General features: G+C 35.9%; 13 protein-coding genes. 9 read left to right on the top strand and 4 right to left on the bottom strand.

The window, feature by feature from the left end; translation table 11 throughout:
• Positions 1–155: 155 nt before the first annotated feature.
• Both GQR56_RS07305 and GQR56_RS07300 read left to right on the top strand, forming a co-directional pair.
• The gene (locus GQR56_RS07305) at positions 156–1862 is read left to right on the top strand and encodes a lysophospholipid acyltransferase family protein (protein WP_166109921.1); all 1707 of its coding nucleotides are present in this window, start codon (positions 156–158) and stop codon (positions 1860–1862) included.
• 284 nt (positions 1863–2146) lie between these two features.
• A complete protein-coding gene (locus GQR56_RS07300; RefSeq protein ID WP_166109918.1) occupies positions 2147–2800 on the top strand; it encodes an OmpW family outer membrane protein in 654 nt (217 codons plus the stop codon).
• A gap of 71 nt (positions 2801–2871) precedes the next feature.
• On the opposite strand, the gene GQR56_RS07295 is transcribed toward GQR56_RS07300, so the two are convergent.
• The gene (locus GQR56_RS07295; RefSeq protein ID WP_166109915.1) at positions 2872–3408 is read right to left on the bottom strand and encodes a thioesterase family protein; all 537 of its coding nucleotides are present in this window, start codon (positions 3406–3408) and stop codon (positions 2872–2874) included.
• A 105-nt stretch (positions 3409–3513) separates the two neighbouring features.
• Here GQR56_RS07295 and GQR56_RS07290 point away from each other — a divergent pair, with 105 nt between their 5' ends.
• Positions 3514–4008: a hypothetical protein gene (locus GQR56_RS07290; protein WP_166109911.1), complete on the top strand. Its 495-nt coding sequence runs from the start codon at positions 3514–3516 to the stop codon at positions 4006–4008.
• Positions 4009–4036: 28 nt separating this feature from the next.
• Here GQR56_RS07290 and tyrR read toward each other — a convergent pair whose 3' ends face one another.
• The 3 genes from tyrR to bcsE form a co-directional block, all read right to left on the bottom strand.
• Positions 4037–5593 (bottom strand): transcriptional regulator TyrR, encoded by a 1557-nt coding sequence (gene tyrR / locus GQR56_RS07285; RefSeq protein WP_024610234.1) that lies wholly within the window; start codon positions 5591–5593, stop codon positions 4037–4039.
• A gap of 196 nt (positions 5594–5789) precedes the next feature.
• Complete coding sequence (gene bcsG / locus GQR56_RS07280; RefSeq protein ID WP_166109908.1) at positions 5790–7370, bottom strand: cellulose biosynthesis protein BcsG; 1581 nt, start codon at positions 7368–7370, stop codon at positions 5790–5792.
• Positions 7371–7549: 179 nt separating this feature from the next.
• Complete coding sequence (gene bcsE / locus GQR56_RS07275; protein ID WP_166109905.1) at positions 7550–9160, bottom strand: cellulose biosynthesis protein BcsE; 1611 nt, start codon at positions 9158–9160, stop codon at positions 7550–7552.
• A 113-nt stretch (positions 9161–9273) separates the two neighbouring features.
• On the opposite strand from bcsE, the gene bcsR reads away from it, so the two are divergent.
• From bcsR to GQR56_RS07245, 6 genes are read left to right on the top strand one after another with little or no spacing between them, the layout of a single operon-like run.
• Entirely contained in the window at positions 9274–9465 is a 192-nt protein-coding gene (gene bcsR / locus GQR56_RS07270; RefSeq protein WP_166109902.1) for a BcsR/BcsP family cellulose biosynthesis protein, read from the top strand.
• A 22-nt stretch (positions 9466–9487) separates the two neighbouring features.
• Positions 9488–10201 (top strand): cellulose biosynthesis protein BcsQ, encoded by a 714-nt coding sequence (bcsQ, locus tag GQR56_RS07265; RefSeq protein WP_024610237.1) that lies wholly within the window; start codon positions 9488–9490, stop codon positions 10199–10201.
• On the top strand, positions 10198–12885 hold the full coding sequence (gene bcsA, locus GQR56_RS07260; protein WP_166109899.1) for a UDP-forming cellulose synthase catalytic subunit: 2688 nt from the start codon (positions 10198–10200) through the stop codon (positions 12883–12885). The genes bcsQ and bcsA overlap by 4 nt, the downstream gene beginning before the upstream one ends.
• Entirely contained in the window at positions 12866–15112 is a 2247-nt protein-coding gene (gene bcsB, locus GQR56_RS07255) for a cellulose biosynthesis cyclic di-GMP-binding regulatory protein BcsB (protein WP_166109896.1), read from the top strand. The genes bcsA and bcsB overlap by 20 nt, the downstream gene beginning before the upstream one ends.
• Positions 15112–16242 (top strand): cellulose synthase complex periplasmic endoglucanase BcsZ, encoded by a 1131-nt coding sequence (gene bcsZ, locus GQR56_RS07250; RefSeq protein ID WP_166109893.1) that lies wholly within the window; start codon positions 15112–15114, stop codon positions 16240–16242. Before bcsB ends, bcsZ begins: the two co-directional genes overlap by 1 nt.
• Entirely contained in the window at positions 16233–20051 is a 3819-nt protein-coding gene (locus GQR56_RS07245; protein ID WP_166109890.1) for a cellulose synthase subunit BcsC-related outer membrane protein, read from the top strand. Before bcsZ ends, GQR56_RS07245 begins: the two co-directional genes overlap by 10 nt.
• Positions 20052–20173 lie beyond the last annotated feature (122 nt).

Here is a 20173-nt window from a genome sequence, read left to right as displayed (position 1 = left end):
GTTTTACTCATAAATATAAAGTAATTATATTTATGAGTAAAACGTTGCTTTGCCTAATTAATACTTTAAAAAATCACACAACTGCAAAGTAACTGTCACACCTCTTTTTTACTCTATTCCAATGGAAAATATATCAACGTGTAATAGAGGTTAATATGATCAGTATTGATGACGTAATAACAGTAAATTTACCGCAATTAAAAAACTCACCAAAAGTGACTAGTGTTGTAAAAAAAGGCTTAAAGTACTTATTAAATGAACAAGAGTTTGTTGCCTTTGGCAATGCCTATCCTCACTTACAAGGACTTGAGTTTGTAGAGCAAGTACTTGATGAACTTGATTTTAATACTCGCTACAAACCAAAGCAAATTGAACATATACCAAGTGAAGGCAAGTTAATTATTGTCGCAAACCACCCCATTGGCTCACTAGATGCACTGGCTTTGATAAAAGTACTCTCAACAGTAAGGCCCGACTTAAAAGTAGTGGCTAATCGCATGCTGATGTCGGTAGAGCCTATGCGCGACCTATTATTACCTGTAGACAATTTATCCGGAATGAGTAAAAAAATAGAACTAAATAATATTCATCAGCATTTAAAAAATGAAGGGACTTTATTAATATTCCCAGCAGGTGAAGTTTCACGCTTAAGCCCTACAGGTATAAAAGATTGTAAATGGAATAGCGGCTTTTTACGTATAGCTAAAAAAGCAAATTGCCCTATTTTACCGATATTTATTAAAGCTAAAAACAGCCCACTATTTTATGGTACTTCAATTATTTACAAACCTCTTGCGAGTCTATTGTTAGTAAAAGAAATGTTTAAACAACGTCAAAAATCATTAGAATTTGAAATTGGCGCATCTATTCCGCCAGAATCTTATTTAATAGAAAACCTAAAAGACAAAGAAATAGTAAATCTAATTCGTAAACAGCTATATAGATTAACAACTAAAAAAATACTACCACTAAAAACGCAAATGCCCATAGCTATACCCGAGTGTAAAAAAGAACTTAAAAAAGCGATTGAACAATGTCAAATTTTGGGTAAAACACAAGACGCAATGCACATATATCTTTATCAATATACGGGGAGCTCTTGCGTATTTAGAGAATTAGGGCGTTTGAGAGAAATAGCGTTTAGAGCCGTGGGTGAAGGCAGTGGTAAACGACGTGATATAGACAAGTATGATATGGATTATCAGCATCTTGTGCTATGGGACCCTGCACAATTAGAATTAGTCGGTGCATATCGTTTAGCCTGCGCAGCAGATATTATTAAAAAGCATGGAAGAGAAGGCCTTTATACAGATAGCTTATTTACTTACACCAATGCAATGACTCCTTACCTACAGCAAGGAATAGAACTTGGTCGTAGCTTTGTACAACCTAAATATTGGGGTCGCAAAAGTCTTGATTATTTATGGTATGGCATTGGAGCTTTTATAAAAAATTATCCGCAATATCGTTATTTATTTGGCGCGGTAACGGTGTCTAATGCACTACCAGAGCAGGCAAAGGCTATGTTGGTCTATTATTATCAATATTATTATAAAAGCGATGTGGACCTCGCTAAGCCAAACAATGAATTTAAACTAAGTGAGCAACAACTAATGCAATGCCACACTGTATTTAGTGGTAACGACGTAAAAGATGACTTTGTAGAACTAAAGCATGTACTTGCTAATATGGACGCTCAGGTGCCTACTTTATTTAAACAATACACTGAATTGTGTAAATCAAACGGTGTGAAATTTTTAAGCTTTAGTATCGATCCAAATTTTAATAATTGTATAGATGGTTTGGTTTTAGTCGATCTTCAAAGTGTAAAAGAAAATAAAGCAAAGCGTTATTTAAAATAAGGCTAAGCATATTGAGCTTTCAATATTAAAACGAATTCAATTTAATAAATGTAACCTCGAAAAATAAAAAGCCTAGTTTAGTGGTTCAGCATTAATAAATCCAACGAGCTAAATGAGTATATAAATGTCAATTGTTGTTTTATAAATCGACTCTAAAATTAATCTATATCAATAAATAACTTCACAATATTCAATCATTTTTGAAACTTTGATCTAGAACAGGTTTATATTTTTTTAGCGCTGCAATAATAGTGTCAATCAAAAAGTAGTTCTTGGAGAACAACATGAAAACCACTATTAGCATTGCATTATTAACCTCTTTATTGGCGCTATCTCCTGCTGCACACGCTAACTTTAGCGTAAATGTTGGCGCTATAAACATAAATCCTGACAACAGTAGTTCATCAATCAATGAAGCCCCTACCTTAGGGCTTAAAGGCGATTCAGATACTCAGTTAGGTATTACAGTGGATTATGCATTTAACGATAAGTGGGTATTAGAACTCATTGCATCAACACCTTTTTCTCATGATGTAAATGGAACTGGTGGTTTAGCCGGTAATAAAATTGCTGATATAAAACAACTGCCACCTTCGCTTATTGCGCAATATCACTTTTTAGACACAAGCTATGCACTTAGACCATTTGTAGGTGTAGGTATAAACTACACAATCTTTTTTGATGAGCAACCATCACAAGCACTTAAAACTACGCTGGGAACAGACGACGTGGAAGTAAAACTAGATAATTCTTTTGGTTTTGTGGCGCAAGTAGGTGCTAACTATAAAATCAATAAAAAATGGGGACTACACGCAATGGTATCGCTTATGGATATTGATACCGATGCAACTGTATACGCTAATGGAACAAAAGCACTAACTTCAACTGTTAAGCTAGACCCTATTGTGGCAATGTTTGGCGTTAGATATAGCTTCTAAAAAGTGCTTTTAATATATGTGTGTGTAAAAGGTCGAAAGGCCTTTTTTTTATTTTCGTATTCTTAAATACGCTATTTGGGTAAATTATTTATCTTTTTTTGCTCTAGCATTTCTTTCCAGTGCATTACTTCACTAGGTAATATAGGTGTTTTCCCCTCAAAACCAGCAACTTCAAGCATTTCTTCAATGCTTATAATACCCTTTTTGCTTTTAAATACCCCTCTTACGTAGGCAATAGCATGTAAACCACGCACTGAATGAAACTTTTGCTCGATGTAAAAATACTTATGATCCCACCCAACTAACCTTGTACTAATTGTATAGCGCTGCATGGGTTTAATATCGCGAATATAGGTAATTGCGGTTGCATTAACAATAGGAAACCAACGACGTTTTAAAATTTGTTTAAGCAAACCTACGCGTTCGGTCATCCACGTACGAGATAGATCCATCATTGCTAAATAACGAGAATTCGTTAGATGTAGATTTATATCACAATCAGTAGGCAGCGATTTGTAATCAATATCTACTGTATCGAGTAAGTCTTGGTATTCTTGATTACGTTTAATTTTAAAAAACAGTAAAAGAAGTCTAAAATATAAGTTCACAGCAAAGGTCTTACCAGTTTAATTTACCTGAGTGTAGCACAGGCACTTGCGATGACGAATATTCTGTTTTAATCTAAAGTTATAAATACAAAAAAAAATTATTTTATGAAATTAAAATTAAATATACTTATCGCTACTATGTTTTTAGCAGCGAGTAATAATGCACTTGCTGACTTTAGCTTACCTGGCAGCGGAACAATTACCTACCCGACAGGCATTGAAAAACCATTTGAATTTGGTTTTGCTTGGCAACAAAATTCGGGGAAATTCACTATTGGCTCTAAAAGTTACAATATGGATCAAATTCCTAATTCATATTCAGTAGCAATTACACTTTCAAAAGATGAAAATCAGGTCTGGGTACAAGAGTTTAATAATGGTTTTATACAGGGTTTTAATTGGCAAATTGGTGAGCACACTGTTGTACTTAAAAAGCAGGAATTTAGCAATTCAGTTAAAGGTGATTACGTTATAGAGCTTAATGATCGCAGTTATTTTTTCACTCGAAATAATGCCAGTATTATTATGAACTTTAATGATGACGGCATAGAAACAATTGCTATCGATGGGGTTACAAAAAATATGGGGACTAAAAATTAGCCCTCATATTTTAATATTTTTACGTCAATTACACTTTTACAGTTTTACGGTTAATACCGTAGTCACGTAGTTTATTCGCAACAGCCGTATGGCTCAAACCTAAGCGTTTTGCTAATTGGCGAGAGCTAGGATAAGCAGGATAGAGCTTACGCAACAATGTTGCTTCAAAGCGTTTTACTGCTTGGTCAAGCGAGCCTTCAAAATCTGACTCTAAGTATCCTAATTCGTGTGTAAATGTAGGCAACTGTAAATGCTCAACACGTAATTCACTGTCATCTAATAACGACACTGCACGGTAAATTGCATTTTCTAGTTGGCGAACATTACCCGGCCACGGATATTCTTGCAAAAAGCTCAAACACTCTTGTGATAAAAGAGGCACATCATGCCCGTTTTGCTGAGCGTACTTTTGAATAAAATGTTCTGCAAGTGGTCCTACGTCGGCTTTTCTATCCCGTAACGGGGCAATTTCTAACGTTAAAACATTTATACGATAATATAAATCTTCTCTAAAAACGCCTTCTTGCACCATTGCTGGTAAATCTTTTTGTGTTGCAGCAATAATGCGCACATTTACTTTAACTTCGTTTTCGTCGCCTACTTTTCTAAATGTACCATCTTGCAAAAATCGCAATAATTTAGTTTGCAATTGAGTCGACATTTCGCCAACTTCATCTAAAAATACCGTGCCACCATCAGCTTGCTCAAGCACACCACGTTTAGGTGCTGTATTGTCTTCATAACCTGCGTAACCAAACAATTCAGACTCAGCTACATCATCAGGAAGTGATGCACACGACAAAGCAATAAAAGGCTTAACTGAACGATTAGAGGCATAATGGCACGCCCTAGCAAGCAACTCCTTGCCAGTGCCTGTTTCGCCTGTAATTAGTATTGGTGCTTCTAGTTGTGACATTTTTCGGGCTTCACGTACAACACGGCGCATAGCAGTACTGAAGTTATGAATAGTTGCAAAGCTTTCTTGCCCATAGCGCCTAAAAGCACTTACTTGCTGACCTAAACGACTTTGCGATTTAATATTAATAACAGCGCCAGCAAGTACGTCACCTTCACCACCTTGCGGTACTGCAATAGGTAAAATATCTGCAATAAAGTCTTCTCCTGCCACTTCCACTCGGGTAGTTTGCCCCAGCACTTCTTTACTTTCTAACCATCGAGTAAAATTAAAGCCTTTAAGCAAGTTATTAATATTTTCACCAATAACGTCTTTTTCATTTAGCTGTAAATCTTTGCAGGCTGCATCGTTACACAAACGTACCCAGCCTTTAGCATCAATAGAAATAACACCATCAGGTAATGCGCGCAGCAATGTGTTTAGTTCATTATGCTCACGTTCAGAAGGTAAAAATGCAGTAGTACGTACATCATGTACACCATCAATTAGACGAATAGAGGGCATAATTTTTTGAAATTGTTCAAACTCAATTTCAGGGAAACTTACATACATACGACAGTTAACCGAATCAACCTCAATTCCTTTCAAATCAACGCTGTAGTTAACTAAAATATTAAGGATTTCTTGGGCGATACCAATTCGATCAGCACAGTGAATATCTAGACGCATACATCCTCAAAGAAGGAAAAACTATATTGGCAGAATAATACGCTAAGTAGCTTTGAGAAGGTAGTTTATTGTAAACATTTTTGGACGAAATTGATTAAAGGGTTAAACCAAAGCCAAAGTGAGGATAAATACGGGTACTTATCAAATAAGCACCCGTATTTGTAATGTCAGCCTACATTATAGGCTTTTTAATTTATTACTTGCCTTGAGGGTATGCAGACCAATCACCACCATCTAGTTGTATGTAAGGTCGTTTATTTACATACATCATAATAGTATCGGCATTTTCAGCTACTTTTGGCGCTTTCGGTAAGTTTTCTAGTAGGTTAGCAATACTGCTATTACCACCAAATAAATTTGTTTGCAGTGTTTTGTTTATTAACTCTGAGAGTGCAAAGTAGCTTGTTGACTCATCAATAACTATTTGCGAGTAACTTTGAACATCAGGACCTATAAACTTGATAGCCACTGGCACAGAAACAATAGCTGGGCTTGGTATTTCACGTAATCCAGCAAATTGTACTTTATCACCTTTTAACGCTGCACCATGCTCAGGCACAATCATTAACATGACATTTCGATCACGTTTCTCTAAGTTTTTAATAAATTTATTAATATCAGAAAACAAATTTTCATGTCTGGTTGGATAGCTTTCTTGATTCGTTGTTCTTGCATGATTAACGAATTGATTGCCATCATGCAAGCTAATTGTGTTGTAGTACATAGCACACGGCGCACAATCTTTTGCATCAGTATCGAGCCAACCATTTAAAACAGCTCCGTCTGAATATATAGGGCTATTATCAAAACCATATTGCGCAACAGGCATAGAATCAATATTAAATGGCTTTGAATCTAAACCGCCATTTTTCTTAATTAATCCTTTAAACTCATCAAAATGCCCATCATGATTCATTACTATATTATTTTGATACCCAAGTTTTTCTAAGTTTTTAAATAAGTAACATTGCTCTGGCGCATCTTTAAATAATGCAGTTTGACTTGTTTGACCACAACTCGCTCGAAGCAATCTGATAGCTGCAGGACCACTGTATGATGTAGCTGAATTGAAGTCAGAAAAAACAACATCAAAATCTTTATACATGTCAGTTACGCTAACACCAATCGTATTTAAGTCATCTACAGCCATAGAACAAATATTTAAAATAATAACGTCAAACATTTCACCATTATATTCTTGTGGGAAATGGCTTGTTAACAAGCTTTGTTGCTGGTAAAAATCTTTCAGCTTTTGTTCTGGAGATTGAGTTTCCGTTGTTACAATTGACTCTCTATTTTGAGGTTCTGCAGCAAAGTTATTACCTGCAACTTGATTGACATTATTATTTGTTAGACTACTTTGCCCTTGCCAACCAATAAACATCAAACCAGCAATGGTCACTGTAGTAAATCTAATCCATTGCGAGCTATACCAAAACAATATAACGATGATAAAAAACCCAAGCAGCATATCTACATTTATAACTCGCCCCATTAACTCAATAAAGTACCCAAAGCTAAAATCTTGGACATTACCCGCTTGCTTAGTCAAACGGTTTATTGGGGGAAGCCAAGAGTCCTTATAAAGCAGTATTACCGCAATCACGATAGCAATAACATGCTTAACTTTCTCAATGCGAACATCTTTCAATTGAATAGCCAAAAGAGCTGCAAATGCCGCATTACTTAAAAAATCAAAGTCGATTGCACCATAATAAAACAGAGCAAATTTCACAATAAAATAAAGGTTCCACACCCCTAATCCAGACAGTTTCACTTATTTTCCTTACTTTTATTTTTAGGTATATAGGGCTCTAACACTTCATGTCTAAACGTCATTTTGTAATAGAACTTTTTAAACTTTACAGATAGGTAGCGGCTCGTTAATGCTAATAAAACACCGAGTAAAACGGCAAAAAACACCGTAATTAAAAACTGATTGATACTCATTTATAACTACCTTCTATTCATTATAAAGGGCTTTGCATCTGGACGAGTTTGAGTAAAAAACTCCGGCGTACCAATATCGACTTTAGGGCTTTGTGTTAAATCGGGTACATATTTGTAACTATCATTTTCTTTAAGTTGTTCGGTAAGGTCTGGTACATTTTTATCTCTATAATATCGACGTAATTGCTTACATTCTTGTTGAATATAAAAATGATCAGAAATCACATTTTGTTGAGCAAAAAAATCACTCGTTTCTAATTTAAACAAATGCTTTATGGCGTTTGTAACATCATTTTCTCTGCATGCGTGCAAATATAAGTACACTTTATTTTCCGCTACACTAAATACATCACCCTCACGTTTTATATGAAATAAATGCAGAGGATGAATTGGGTCAATTCTTGGGAGTAACTCTAAAATAACTAACACCCCACTAACTCCTAAATTAACTGCAGAATCGCTGTGCACTTCAACTTGTCTTGTAAAATCAATAAACGGTAAATAACCTTTCGAAAAAGTATTCTCCGTATACTGTAGTACATGCTCAACTGAAGGTGGTAGGGGTCTTGAAAACTGAAACCCCTGAATAGACTGAATCTGCGAGAGCAAACGAGAAGGCTCTGAAAAACTATATAAGATTAAGTTTACACCTAGGGTTAAAAACAAACATTCATCTTGATGTCTGATAATACCGTCTACATTCTGAATAACTAATTTTAACCAGCGTCCACAGTTTTTTCTAAGCTCAAAACATTGCTTACCTAAATCAGCCAAGTCGGTGTAACGAGTAACTGAAAATACTAAGGTTGCCGCAGTAAGCCTTGGTCCTTTATCAAATAAGTCGCTATTTTCTTTAACTGTTTGGTAGTATGTAGGTAATTTTGTTCCCTCAGGCACTGAGTTTTGAACTAGCCACACATCATCCTCATCGTTAAGTTTTAGATTGTTAGGTTCGTTTTTCTCTAATACATTTTCTTCAACGACAAATCGGTTATTTTTAACCATTAACGAGTATTGAACATTCGATAAAACGCCAGTCCCATGACTCCAATAATCGTATTCAAGTACTCGCATTGATGAATCATTATCTACAAAAACAATCCCGCTAAATAACTTATTAAGACGTCTGACTAAAAATCGAAAGTTAGCCACTTCAGGGCCTGAAATTAGAAATAATAAACTAGCATTTGCATTTGCTAAAAACTGGTTGTATTGAACAATAAGTTGCTCAATTTGAGCATCATTAAAGTCCTGCAACTGCTCGGTACTAAAATGGAGCAGTATTAATGAATTACTTATACCTTCATAACCATTTAGCTCTTTAATAATACCGTGGCTAATACGCTTAATTCCCCAATCGGCAATTTCTTTGGTAAAAGAAAATGAGTGAACGCGCGATTGTTTATAAGTATCAAATAGCACATTAGAGAAAGGCGACTCAAAAAATGACTCTATTTGAGAAGAAATAACAAAAATATTACTCTTTGCTTCGAGGTTAACGCAATGTAACGCGAATTCTATAGCTAAATTATCCAATGGGGCTAAAATAGCATAGCTGGAAGCCGGTTTTATTTCTTTAGCTGCGGGGTCTAATCCGGTTATGTTAAACTTATGCACACAAAACGCCTTTCAAAAAAATACTTTTTTACTAGTTTTAACAACTATTCTATATATAATAGACAAATAATGTCCACATATTATAATAATAAAACATACAGATACAGGTAGTAATGCAAAACTTGATTTCAAGACACTCTCAAACATTAACATCAAATGATATTGAAAACTTGGCTCGTCGCTTTGGTGGGAAAAGTGACGATTACATTGAAATAGTTAACAAGCAAAAAAATAATAAAACTATAAATAAATATGCGTTATTAAAAGAAATTGATGACGAGCTTGCTGCTATTACTGGCATTTAAAACAATTAGGTAACTTTCTCACGTGCAAAGAATTTTTTTAAAAGGTATCAAAGGTGGCACTGGCTGTACTGCAATCACTGCTAACCTAGCCTGCGTGTTAAAAAAATCAGATATCAATGTCATTGCTGTAGATTTGGATCCCAAAAGCGATTTGGGTTTGCACTTTGGTTTACCCTGGAAGAATACACAAGGCTGGAGTAACGCTGAAAATTTCGACGATGTTTTAAAGTGTTTTTATCAAGACAACGACGGCGTAATTTTCTTACCTCATGGTAACAAAATACCAACACCAACAGAAATTAACGGCCTTATTGATAGCTGTAAAAAGCTTGATACCCCTAAAAATACGTGGATGCTATTTGACTGCCCTAGTCATATAGATATTAGCCATTACGCATTAGATGAAAATGATATTGTAGTTGAATTAGTTAATTGTGATGCAATATGTCACAGTTTAATTTACAAGCAATTACAAAAATTGAAGAACACTGAGAATTCGTGGCATCACTTTTTTTTAGTTAATCGGTATAATTCGGCATCTGTATTAGAGTTTGATTTATTTTCACTTTGGCAATCAACGCTCCCTCTTATGGCTCCTTTTTTTATTAATAGCGACGAAGTAATAAAAGAATCAACAGCGTATCGTAATGTTGCGCTTAACTGCGCTCCTTACAGCATAGCTAATGATGATTTTGAAACCCTAGCTGGTTGGCTAGTTAGTAAAGCAGCATTATGACAGCACGACTTAGCACTTTTTATAAGCACCCTTTTCAAAGTAGCTTTCGCTTACTGCTTAGTCTCTTTTTTACTGAAAAGTTAGTTCGCTTAATCATGTTTAAATTTCATGGTAACTTTAATAGTCATAAAATGAATGCTATTGAAGCATTACTCATGCCTTTTTTAATCATTTTTAGCTCAATTATTGTAAAACTTAATGTTCGCAAGGAAAGCAATTATGAATGGTTTTACTTTAATTACCCCCACTTAAAGTTACCATATCGGAACCACTTATATTCAAATGCAGTACGGTTTTTTTTCCAAAGTATTTTTTTAATATTTTTTAAAAATAGTGATAAAAAAAGCTCAATTCGCGAAACAGCAAGTGATTATTTTTATGATGCAATTGGCTATATTTTTAGACAATTAAAGTGGATAGATTTAAAGCTAGGTAGAAAACTTAAGAGCTTACTTTCAAAAAATAAAAAACGCTCAAAACACAGTGCATTTCAATCATTTGCCAACGCACGTATTTGGCAAAACAAATTAATTAAATATGTAATTATTGCTTTTTCATTATTCTTATTGGCTATTTTTGTAACTATTCCTTTTAGCTTAGAAGCCCAAGCTATATTTATCAGTTTTATTTTATTGGTCGCTTATTCACTTAAACGAATAAAAGGTCAAATGGCGACGATAGTCATGATCACCTTATCGGTTACAACATCTTCGCGCTATTTATGGTGGCGATATACAGAAACTCTAAATTGGGATGATCCACTCGCACTTGCTTTAGGTGCAGGCTTACTATTAGCTGAAACTTACGCATGGTTAGTACTAATACTTGGCTTTTTTCAAACAATTAATCCATTAGAGCGTAAGCCAATTCCTCTTCCTAAAAACACTGACGATTGGCCAACTGTTGATGTATACATACCTACCTATAATGAGCCTTTAAGTGTTGTAAGACCAACAACATTAGCAGCGTTAAGCATTGATTGGCCAGCAGATAAGCTAAATGTGTACATTTTAGATGATGGTAAACGACCTGAGTTTGGTGAGTTTGCCAAAGAAGTCGGAGCGGGTTATTTAACTCGTCCTGATAACAATCACGCTAAAGCCGGTAATATGAATAGTGCCATGCGTTATACTGATGGTGAATACATTGCTATTTTTGATTGTGACCACGTCCCTGCTCGCTCATTTTTACAAATGACCATGGGTCAGTTTTTGAAAGACAGTAAAGTATGTTTGGTTCAAACACCACATCACTTTTTCTCAGCCGACCCATTTGAAAGAAACTTAAATAATCACAGCCAAATACCTAACGAAAACATGCTCTTTTACGGGCTAATTCAAGATGGTAATGACATGTGGGACGCTACCTTTTTCTGTGGTTCGTGTGCAGTATTAAAACGCGAAGCACTTGATAATATAGGCGGTTTTGCATTCGAAACAGTAACTGAAGATGCCCACACAGCACTTAGAATGCAGCGTGCTGGTTATAAAACAGCATATATTAATATTCCACAAGCCGCTGGCCTTGCTACGGATAGCTTATCTGCACATATCGGTCAGCGAATTCGCTGGGCGCGAGGTATGGCACAAATATTTAGGTTAGATAATCCTTTACTTGGCAAAGGCCTTAGCATCCCTCAACGTATGTGCTATATAAATGCAATGCTGCACTTTTTATCGGGCGTACCGCGTATTGTATTCCTAACCGCTCCTCTAGCATTAATATATTTTAATGCATACATTATTTACGCACCATTTATAGCTATATTTATTTATGTAGTACCAACATTAATACAAGTTAAAGCAACAAACTCACGTATACAGGGTAAGTACCGGTATTCTTTTTGGGGCGAAGTTTATGAAACTGTTTTAGCTTGGTATATATTAAAACCAACTACAGTCGCGTTATTTAATCCTAACAAGGGTAAGTTTAATGTGACTGAAAAAGGTGGGCTAAATGATAAAGAGCACTACGACTGGGGTATCTCAAAACCGTATCTCGTATTACTTAGCGTTAACTTAATTGGTATAATATATGGTGTTTTACGCTTAATATTTGGCGATCCATCTCAAGTTGGTGTGTTAATTATAAGCATGTGTTGGGCTATTTATAATATTATAATTTTAGGCGCAGCGGTTGCTGTTGCAGCAGAAGCACGACAAGTTAGGCACTCACATAGAATAAAAGCCAACTTTCCAGCGGGTATTCGATTAGCAAATGGTCATACATTAAAAGTTAAAATTACCGATTACTCAGATAATGGTGTAGGTATTGAAACCGAACACGCTCATTTATGTAGAGTTAACGATAAAGTTGAGCTATTAATGAGCCGAGGCAACAAACAGTTTTCGTTTACAACTTATGTATGTAACACACGAAAAAAACAAATTGGTCTTACTATTAAAGACTTATCGCTCGAAAAACAAAGAGCCTTTATACAATGTACTTTTTCAAGAGCGGATGCTTGGCTTGATTGGCAAAATAACTTTAGACATGACCGTCCGTCATACAGCTTTAAAGAAGTACAAAAAACGAGTTTAAGAGGCTTTAGCAATTTATTGTTTCATGCTCCAAGACCGTTACAGCCTATTATTAAACTTTTTACTCGTTTAGTGATTTACATAAATTCATTTATTCCAAAAAAACCTATAGTGCAAAATAATTATGATCAAAAAGCTGCTTAATACACTCGTTATATTTTTGCTTATTAGCATGGCTTGGCAAACTAATGCTATAGAGCCTATGCACGATAAATCTATGTTCATCAATGGCTATCCTGAGAGCGCTCAAGTTACTAGCCTGCGTCTTGATTTTGAAGCCCTCGGATTTACTGACTATAAGTTGGATGGAATAAACAATAATTCACGTGTTGATTTCACTAACCGTATAGATAAGTTAAGTAAAAATTTAATGCTTAATTTTTCATATACAAACTCACCTTCACTTATTGCTAATGTTTCGCATTTGAAAGTGTATTTTAACGAGAATTTAGTAACAGTATTACCTATCAATAAACACTCAAGTGTTGTTAAAAACACGGTTAATCATAACCTTGCTCTAAACTCAAAATATATCCAAGATTATAATCAAATACGTTTTGAATTAGTTGGTTACTACGATTTAACGTGCCAAGACTATTTTAGTCGTTCAATTTGGACCGAAATAAACAAATCAAGTAACATTACACTTGATGAGACATCGCTTGCTATCGATAGCCGTTTAGAATATTTACCAGAGCCATTTTTTGATAGTAAAGATTACAGCAAACTAATGCTTCCTTTCGTGTTTGCAACGACACCTAACAAAGAAACAATTGAAGCTGCTGCGACTCTTTCTAGCTGGTTTGGTGCTCAAGCTGATTGGCGCGGTGCTGACTTTCCAGTATTAATAAACAAAACACCTGAACAACACAGTGTTGTGTTTATTACTAATACGTCTAAACCAGATTTTTTAGCTGACTATCCAGATGTAGAAAAACCAACAATAGACATCATTTCTAGCCCAATTAATCGTTATAAAAAAATGCTACTTATTTTAGGTCGTGATGAAAAAGACTTAAAAACAGCAGTTAACGGCTTAGTATTTGGTCACAAAATAATGACAGGTCGAAGTGCTAGTATAGAAGGCGTTAATCAAATACCTATGCGCAAAGCTTACGATGCTCCTCGCTGGCTTAGAGGTGACCGACCGGTACATTTTAGTGAACTAACTGACTACCCAACACAACTACAAGCAAAAGGACTTAATAACGGTCCTATTAAATTAAATATTCGCTTAGCTCCTGATTTATTTACATGGCGTGAAAAAGGTATTCCAATTACTTTGCAATACCGTAATACACCTGAAGACGAAACGCTTGATTCACGTTTAAATATGCTAATAAACCAAGAGTTTATTAGTGGGTTCATATTAGAAAGAAATGATTCAGCACTAAGTACAACTAAAACATTATTACCTCTAATAGCTAATAGTGATACAACTCAAAACACTGAAGACTTTTCACTTGATGGTATAGATTTAGCTAAGCGTAATGAACTTAACTTTGATTTTCGTTTTGCAGTATTAAAAAAAGGAGAATGTGCAGTTGCTCCTCCTGGTGGTGAGTACGGTGTAATTGATGGTCACTCGAGTATTGATGCAAGTGGTTTTGATCACTACATTGCACTACCTGACTTAAATGTATTTGCTAATAGTGGTTTTCCTTTCACTAAATATGCAGACTTACAGCAAACACTTGTTGTTTTAGACAATAATCCAACACCTAAAGCAATCTCTGTATTACTTAACCTAACCGGTCACTTTGGTGCTATTACAGGCTACCCTGGTCACCGTTTAACAGTGCAGCATTTAAATGACAATATTGACTATGATGATAAAGACGTACTTGTTATTACCAAGCCTAATACGGCTACAAATAACTTGGACGATGGTTCACAAACTAATATTTTACTGCACAATAATCAGCGTGCTATTAAACAAGCTATTTATAATGGTGCTTATGACGATGATGACGCAGAAAAAATACAAATTAATGTGAAAAGTAGTGGTGATATGGCCGTTATAACGGGCTTTCAATCTCCATTTGATTCAGAGCGTTCAATTGTTTCATTAACAGCAACCACAAATAAGGCTTTTACTTTATTAGATAATGCCTTAATGAGTTCTGAAAGCTTAGAGCTAATTAAAGGAAGTGCTGCAATAATTAACACTCAGGGCATCAAAACCATCAAAACAGATAAACAATACTTTGTTGGTCATATACCTGTACATACACTTATTTGGTTTCACCTATCTGATCACCCATTTATATTGGCGCTACTTTCAATTTTAGTGTTGCTTTTAATCTCATTTATTTTGTGGCGATTATTGCAAGCTCTTACTTACAAACGTTTAGCTGAAGGAGATAAATAATGAAGTCTGTAATTTATGCATTATTTTTAGCACTTAACTTATCTTCCTTTGCCGCAAGTGCACAAGTTGAACAATGTGCCCCTTGGCAAGGATGGAGCACCTTTAAAAGTAACTTTATCAGTGAAGATGGTCGTGTAATTGATTTAGGAAGTAAGCAAAATATAACTACTTCTGAAGGTCAATCTTACGCTCTCTTTTTTGCCTTAGTCGCAAATGATAAAGCAATGTTTGATTTAGTACTCGATTGGACTCAAGAACACTTATCAGAGGGTGATTTAAGTACGCGCTTACCTGCATGGCAATGGGGTGAAGATAATAATAGAGTAGGTACTATTTTAGATTCAAATCCAGCATCTGACTCTGATCTTTGGATTGCATACAGCCTGTCTCAAGCAGCTATTTTATGGGACGAACGTCGTTACAGCATTTTAGCTTCAGTACTTGCACAGCGCGTTATGCGTGAAGAAACAGCTCATATTCAGGGTCTTGGCTTAACACTACTACCTGCACCATCTGGATTTGAATTTGCTAATGAACAGTATAAATTAAACCCAAGTTATTCACCGTTATTTATATTCCAACAGTTTAGCAAGCTATATCCTCATTCACCGTGGCAACAACTACACGATAGTTCAGCTAAATTAATACTAGAGACAAGCAAAAAAGGCGTCAGCCCTGATTGGATTATGTATGGAACAAATAAAGGTTTTTACTTTGATAAAAAAGTAACTGATGTTGGCAGCTATAATGCAATACGTGTTTATCTTTGGACGAGTATGATGGCTGATGATGCTCCATATAAAAAAGATCTAGTTAAGCAATTTACTCCTTTTGTTGAAACGATTAAAAATCGAGGTTATGTACCATTAAATACATACTCGCAATCGGGGAAATCAGAGGATAAGGGTCCAGTTGGCTTTAATGCTGCTTTACTTCCTTTATTAGCAAGTCAAAACGATAATGCTTTAGTTATGTCTATACAGCAAAAGTTAATGGTTGATAGCTCGTTTAGTCAATCTCGTTATTACGATAGCGTACTTAATTTATTTGGTACAAGTACCTTAAATAAACGCTTTTTAATTTCAGCAGACGGAACACTGCAGCCAAAGTGGAGCTCTGAATGCCGTTAAGGGCTGCCTTAGTTTGTGCACTAACATTGAGTCCAATGTTAAGTGCCAAAACAGTAAACGACATTGATACCAAGTCGGTTGAATGGCTATTAAGCCAGATAAATATTGGTGAAGCACAGCAAAATAAAAAGCTTATTGAAGATAGCTTACAAAAGCTAGTTGCTATAGCCCCTGCCCGCATTGAAACTCAATGTGCGTTAGCACGCCATTACTTTACCAACGACGATGTTAATAAAGCAAACCAGTTACTTAGTAAAGTAGATAATGGACTTTCTAAACAGCATCCGTGTGTTAAAAAACTCAGAGTTATATCTCGGGTTGAAGGTAAAGATAAAGCACAAGTTCAGCAAGCAAAATTACTTGCTCGTGCAGGGCAATACGTACAAGCACGCCAAATATACAATTCTCTTTTTAAAGATATATACCCAACTCTTGACTACGAGCTTGAGCATTTAAGTTGGTATGCACAAGATAGTGCTCAGTGGTTAGGCGCAAAGAAAGGGTATGAAGAGCTATTAAAGCAATACGCTAATATCGGAAAAGTTGAAATAGCCTACGCACGTCACTTATTAAGACGTAAACCTAATGATAAGAAAGCCATTGATATTTTAAGTACATACGCTTCAACTTCTCATTTTAATAATGATGTAGAAAACATTTGGTTAAGCGCCCTGTCTAATATGTCTATTAGCAGCAATACCGAGCAGCAGTTTCAGCGTTATTTCACACTTTACCCTTTTAGTAGTAAAGGTGAATTACAATATCAAGATTTCAAAAAGGTTTTAAAGGATCGCCAAAAATTACTTGCCGATCCGGCTTATCAGCTTTGGGTTAAAGGTGATGCTTTACTTGAAAAAAATAAGCTCAATGCAGCTGAACCCATATTATTAAAAGCGCTTAAGGGTCGCCCTGAAGATGGCGCTATAATGCGCAGTTTAGGCACTCTTTATCTACGCTCTGGAAATAATCAAAAGTCTTACCAATACTTTACACTCGCACAAAAATTCACTGCTGATTTTGGTGAGCGTGAAACATTAAAAGATTTAGCTAAAACGGCAAAGTTTTGGCTTTATATCCGTCAAGCTAAAGATGCAATAAGTAGCAGTGAATTTAAAATAGCACAGTTAAAGCTTAATTTAGCTGATGCCTTGGAGCAAGACCCAAGCACTGTTTTATATAATAAAGGATTACTAAAGTTTTATCAGGGTCAATACTCTCAAGCAGCTAACATTTATAGAGTTGTATTAAAAAGTGATCCTCTTAATAAAAGCGCTTTATTAGGGTTATTAGAAATTGCAGAATTAGAACAAAAAGAGCAATCTCTAAAATCATTTTACAACAGTCTCTCTGCTTCACAAAAAAGCTTAATACAACCATCATATCAAGTTTCTATCAGTAGCAGTTTACGTGCAGAAGCGACTTTATATTCACAAGCTGGTGAGTTAGATAAAGCAGAAAAAACATTAAAACATGCCATTGAGTTAGCGCCAGAACAACCATGGTTATACTACGACTTAGCTTTTATTTATCAGCAAAAAGGCCTTACCAAACAAGCTCGTTCTTTGTTTAATAATGTATTGTGGCAGTTTCCTCTAGATTCATCACTACGTTATAGCCACGCGTTATTTTTACGCTCGATTGATGATTATCAAGGCGCTATTAATACTTTAAAGTTCATTCCTGTTAAAGCCAGAAACGAAGATATAATTGCCTTAGAGCAACAGTTACAGCTTAGCGAGTCACTTGCACAAAGTGAGCGTCATCTAAATACAAAAAACAAAGCGACTGCCATTTACCATCTGAGCAATCTAGAAGCTCAACCTCTAACACCAATTATGCAAGCTGAGTTATCACGCAGCTGGCATAGAATAGACGAACAGAAACATGCTCTTAAGCTACTCGAAAAGGCACTAGTGGCTGAGCCAACTATTTCAGCATATTGGCATATGCTCTTTGGGGAATGGGTATTAGAGCAAGGTGATGAAAACTTAACAACACAATGGTTTAACCAATATATATTACCTGAAGCGGCTTCAGAGAGTGAAATCGCACAATATGTACAGCTACAAAATAGTTATATAGGTCAGTATTATAATGGAAGTGATTTGATTGCTAAGCTTAATCAGCTTGATCAAAAATATAAAAATTCACCAGCAACAACAACTGCATTGATTAATGCAAACTTAGCACTTGAACAACGCGAAGCCGCTATTATTATATACAAACAAAAAGTACAAAATAAACACGTTATTGAACCACAAGCATTAATGGCAATAGCTAAAGCTTACAGAGAGCTTGGCGATGACTTTCAAGCTAAAAAAGTAACGCAACAAGCCATTACTCAAACGACGTCTCAAGAAAGCTATTTACAACGCCAAATTATGTCATCGCTAAATGAGTTTAATTTCTCTGGCGATGCTCTTTATTTAGCTGAGCAATTAGTTAATAAGTCGCCTAACGATCAAGAGCTACGTTATTTAGCGGCGCAAGTTGCAGATAAATTCAATGAAAACGAGCAAGCACAAAACTGGTATAAGCAAACGTTGTCACCTAATCAAACTTTAAGTGACAAAGAACTTTATAGCACGCTTGCTCGCGTAAACGATGATGACCCTTGGTATGTTAATGGGGCAAAAAGAGAACTAATAACACAACAAAATAAAAACCAAGCCTATATTGCAATTGGTGTTAATTTTAGTGGTCAAACTAGCACTGAAAGCGATGCAACACTTGGCGCAGGCTTAGTTCCTATAGAGGCTTATTTTCCACTTTGGCAAGGTCAGGGTTTTGTAAAGGTAGACCCAACAACTATTAGTGCTCAAACTACGCGTTTTGACGAACAATTTGCGGGTAGTCGCTATGGTCAAGGTGCTTTGTGCATATTTACTTGTCCTTTAGATGAGGTAAGTCCTGAAGCAACCGGTGTCGATATCGGATTTGGCTGGCAAAACGAAAACTGGCGCTTTGATTTAGGCACTACTCCGCTTGGCTTTTTAATTGAAGACATAGTGTGGGGTATTAATTATGCAGATAGCTTTGGTGACTTTGGATATAGCCTTGAGCTTGAGAAGCGCCCTGTTACCAGTTCGGTACTTTCATATTCTGGGTTAGAAGATGTAAGAACAGGTGAAGTTTGGGGCGGTGTACGCTCCACTGGTATCACGGCTAATATTTCACATGATTTAGGTGGCGATTGGGGCTTTTGGTCAAGTGCAGACTTTCAGCTTTACAAAGGTCAGAATGTTAAAGACAACCAACGGTATCGCGTTATGGGCGGTACTTACTATCGCGTGATTAGTAATGAAGAGCGAGAGTTTACTGTCGGCGCGAGTTTATTACACTGGGCTTACAAGTATAACTTAAGTGAAGAAACATTCGGACACGGTGGTTATTACAGCCCGCAAAATTATGTAGGGTTATCTATTCCGTTAAGTTACGACGCTCGCTGGGGTAATGATTTTGTGTATCGTTTAAAAACCGGTATTTCATATTCACAAACAGACACCCAAGCAATTGACTTCTTCCCGAACGATCCTGATTTACAAAATGAAGCGTTTATCAGGCAGCTTGAAACAGGTGTAAATCCATCATTCGAAAGCGATAGCAGCTCAGGTGTTTCATATAATCTTGAAGGTAGCTTTGAATACAGAGCCACACCTCACTGGTCTTTTGGTGGCTACTTAGCAATAGATCGTTCTGATTTTTATGAACCGAATTTTGGTCAACTCTATTTACGTTATTACTTTAATCCGGTATACGGAACATTAGAGTTCCCAGGCACACCAATAATTCCTTACGCTGATTTTTAAACTATTGCACGGTGTTTATGACAACCACCGTGCAATACTTCCCCTCGCACAAAGGTCTATGTATACTAATGCGCAATTGTAGCTAGGATAAGGGTGTGACTCTTACCTGATGGTATAACAGC

The organism is Pseudoalteromonas sp. Z9A5 (genome assembly GCF_011378875.1).
Lineage (GTDB): Bacteria > Pseudomonadota > Gammaproteobacteria > Enterobacterales > Alteromonadaceae > Pseudoalteromonas.
The sequence above is the reverse complement of the archived record's forward strand: the minus strand, read 5'-3'. Positions and strand labels throughout refer to the sequence as shown.